1 protein-coding gene is annotated in these 4338 nt (G+C 65.4%); it reads left to right on the top strand.

Annotated elements, in window-relative coordinates; translation table 11 throughout:
* The coding region (locus tag AC3AYF_RS18615) for an Ig-like domain-containing protein (RefSeq protein WP_487780165.1) at positions 1 to 4338 on the top strand (4338 nt) is incomplete at both ends.

Below are 4338 nucleotides of genomic sequence, written 5' to 3'. Positions count from 1 at the left end.
AACCATTGGCCGATGGCACGGAGATCGAGGTCGTCGCCCAGGATCCCGCCGGCAATACCAGCGAGCCAGCGACCGGCACCATCGATGCCTCCGCCCCGGACGCACCGACCATCGATCCCTCGAACGGCGACACCATCAGCGGTGGAGCCGAGCCCGGCAGCACCATCATCATCACCGACGGCGATGGCAATCCGGTCGGCGAGACCATCACCGACGACGATGGCAACTGGACCTTCACGCCCGACGAACCATTGGCCGATGGCACGGAGATCGAGGTCGTCGCCCAGGATCCCGCCGGCAACACCAGCGAGCCGGCGACCGGCACCATCGACGCCTCCGCACCGGATGCGCCGATAGTCGATCCGACCGATGGCACCACGCTGACCGGCACCGCCGAGCCCGGCAGCGCGATTAAGCTGACCGACGGTGACGGTAACGCCATCGGTGAGACCACGACGGACGACAACGGCAACTGGTCGTTCCAGCCGGACGCACCCTTGGCCGACGGCACCGAGGTCAACGCCACCGCGACCGACGTCGCGGGCAATGTCAGCGAACCCGGTAGCGTCATCGTCGACGGCGACCTGAACGACAACACGCCCCCGGCCACGCCGACGATTGCCGGAGTCAACGACGACGTCGATCCCCAGACCGGATCCGTCGATCGGGAAGCCAGCACCAACGACACCACCCCGACCCTGAGTGGACGCGCCGAGGCGGGCAGCACCCTGACGCTTTACGCCAACGGCGAGGCGATCGGGACCACCACGGCCAACGGGCAAGGTGAATGGACATTCACCACCGACGACCTCGACGATGGTGATTACACTTTCACTGTCACCGCCACGGACTCCGCCGGGAACGTGTCCAGCGAAAGTGATGGCTATGCGCTGACGGTCGACACTTCGGCACCGGGTTCACCGACCCTCGATCCCAGCGATGGTAGCGTGCTGATCGGCACCGCCGAAGCCGGTAGCACGATCACGCTGACCGACGGTGACGGTAACGCCATCGGTGAGACCACGACGGACGACAACGGCAACTGGTCGTTCCAGCCGGACGCACCTCTGGGCGATGGCACCGAGGTCAACGCCACCGCGACCGACGCCGCGGGCAATGTCGGCGAACCCGGTAGCGTCATCGTCGACGGCGATCTGAACGACACTACGCCCCCCGCCACGCCTACCATCACTATGGGCAGTGACGATACCGCGCCGCAGACGGGCGATCTCGACAGCGGCGACAGCACCAACGACACGACACCGACCCTCTCGGGCCAAGCCGAAGCGCGCAGCATCGTCACGATCTACTCCGGCGAGACCGAACTCGGCACGACCATTGCCAACGCCGCGGGAGAGTGGTCGTTCACGCCAGAGGCACTCGACGACGGCAGCTATGACTTCACCGCTACCGCCACCGACAGCGCCGGCAATGTGTCGAACGCCAGTGACCCATTCATCCTGACCGTCGACACCCAGCCTCCTGCGGCTCCCGTGGTCAATCCGACCGATGGAGAGATCCTCACCGGGAGCGCCGAGCCGGGCAGCAGCGTCACGCTCACGAATGATCAGGGCGACACCATCGCGACCATCGAAGCGGATCGCAACGGCAACTGGTCCTTTGCACCGGAAACCCCGCTGGAAGATGGCAGCACCTTCACCGCCGTTGCCTCGGACGCTGCCGGCAATGCCAGCGAGCCGGGAAGCGCCATCGTCGACGCCGATCTGGAAGATGCCCTGCCGCCCTCCGAGCCGGTCATCATCACCTCGATCGATGCGACGGAGCCGGTGACGGGAAACGTCGATGATGGCGGCACCACCAACGACCCCAACCCTACGCTTCAGGGCACTGCCGAAGCCACTAACATGGTGCAGGTGTGGGCGGATGACACCATGCTCGGCGAGACCCAGGCCGACAATTTCGGCAACTGGAGTTTCAGGATCAATGCGCGGCTACTGGATGGCACGACGACCTTCCGCGCGACCTCTACCGACCCCGAAGGCCAGGTTTCGGAGCCCAGCAACACCTACGCTCTTAACATCGACACGACGCCGCCGGATGCGCCGACCGCCACCGTCGCCGAGGATGGAACTGCCGTCACCGGCACCGCCGAACCCGGCTCGACCGTCACCGTCACCGACGCCGATGGCAATGACATCGGCTCGGTCACTGCCGATCCCGATGACGGCAGCTACAGCGTGCCGCTGGACCCGGCCCTGACCAACGGCGAAGACGTCACGGCGACGGCCACCGATGCCGCCGGTAACGAGAGTGATCCCACCGGTGCCACCGCGCCCGATCTGACCGCGCCGGATGCGCCGGTAATCAACCCCACCAACGGTGAGGAAATTACTGGCACCGCTGAGCCCGGTAGCACCGTAACGTTAACCGACGGCGATAACAACGCCATCGGTGCACCGGCGCCGGTCGGCGAAGATGGTACATGGAGCGTCACACCCGACACCCCGCTCGAGGATGAAACGGAAATCGAAGCGGTGGCAACCGACGCAGCCGGCAACACGAGCGATCCCAGCTCAACGATTGTCGATATTGACTTGGGGGATGTCACACCGCCTCAAGCCCCCGAAGTGGAGCTGGCCAACGATACGGGAGTTGACGATGCCGATGGCATCACAAGCGACGGCACGGTCAACGTAACAGGCTTGGAGGAAGGCGCGACCTGGCAGTACTCCATCGATAGCGGCACGAATTGGACTGACGGCACCGGTGACAGTTTTACCCTGGAGCCGGGTAATTATGGCGATGGTGTGGTTCAGGTTCGCCAGACGGACTCTGCGGGTAACACGGGGCCTTCCTCAACACCGGGTCCTGTCACTATTGACCAGAACGCCCCGGTGATCACCCTCGACGCACTGGACGCGCCGATCAACGACGACAGCCCCGCATTCAGCGGCACCGTCGACGATCCGGACGCAACAGTGACCGTCACGGTCAACGGCAGTGACTACACCGCCGCCAACAACGGCGACGGCACCTGGACGCTGACCCAGGGTACGGTCACGCTCGACGAAGGCGACAACAGCCTCAGCGCTGTCGCTACCGACGCCGCGGGCAACACCTCCGAGCCAGTGACCGACACGGTCGAACTCGACACCACCGCACCGGGTGAAGGCGATGACGCTCTCAACAGCGTGATCTTCGGTGATGACGTCTACAACGCGGCCGAGGCCGATAGCGCCACTCTCTCCGGCACGGTCGAAGATGGCGCGACCATCGACTCGCTGACCATCGCCAGTGCCGGTGGTGGTGATCCGCTCACCATTGCCGGTGAGGAGATCACGCTCAACGGCGATGGCACGTTCAGCTATACCGCCGACCTGACTGGCCTGCCCGACGGCGAGCTGACCGCGACGCTCACGGTCACCGATGCCGCCGGTAACGAAGGTACCATCACCGACACCGCAACGCTGGACACCACCGTCGATGCCGCGCCGACCGCCACGCTGACCAGCGACGACGCAGACGGCCTGATCAGTGCCGACGAGGCCGAGACGGCCAGCTACACCGTCAGCGGCCTCGACCCCGATGCCACCGCCGTGGCTTCGTTCACCGACGGCACCACCACGGTCACTGCCGATATCGCCGCCGACGGCACCTTTACCGTCGATCTCTCCGGCCTGGCGGATGGGGAGATCACCAGCTCGCTGGCGATCACCGACGAGGCCGGCAACAGCGCCACTATCGCTGGAGAGTCGGTCACTCTCGACACCACCGCCGATGCCGACCCGACTGCCTCCCTCGTCATCAATGACGACAACGGGCTGATCAACGCCGACGAGGCTGGGGCGGTAAGCTTCACCGTGACCGGACTGGATGCCGGCGCCACTGGCGAAGTTACGTTCACCGATGTGAATGGCAACTCAGCTCTCGCTGATGTCGCCGCCGACGGCACCTTTACCGTCGACCTCTCCGGCCTGACCGATGGCGAGATCACCAGCTCGCTGGCGATCACCGACGAGGCCGGCAATACCGCCACGGTGACCGGCGAAAGCGTGACGCTGGACACCACCGCCGATGCAGCGCCGCTGGCCACCCTTGTCAGCAACGATGGCGATGGCCTGATCAGCGCCGATGAAGCCGCCGCGACCAGCTACACCGTCAGCGGCCTCGACCCCGATGCCACCGCCGTGGCCTCGTTCACCGATGGCACAACTACGGTCACCGCCGACGTGGCGGCCGATGGCACGGTCACCGTCGACCTCTCCGGTCTGGCCGACGGCGAGATCACCAGCTCGCTGGCGATCACTGATACCGCCGGTAATACCGCCAACGTGGATGGGGAGTCGGTCACTCTCGACACTACCGCCGATGCCGATC

The sequence above is a fragment of the Salinicola sp. genome (assembly GCF_982684285.1).
The sequence above is the reverse complement of the archived record's forward strand: the minus strand, read 5'-3'. Positions and strand labels throughout refer to the sequence as shown.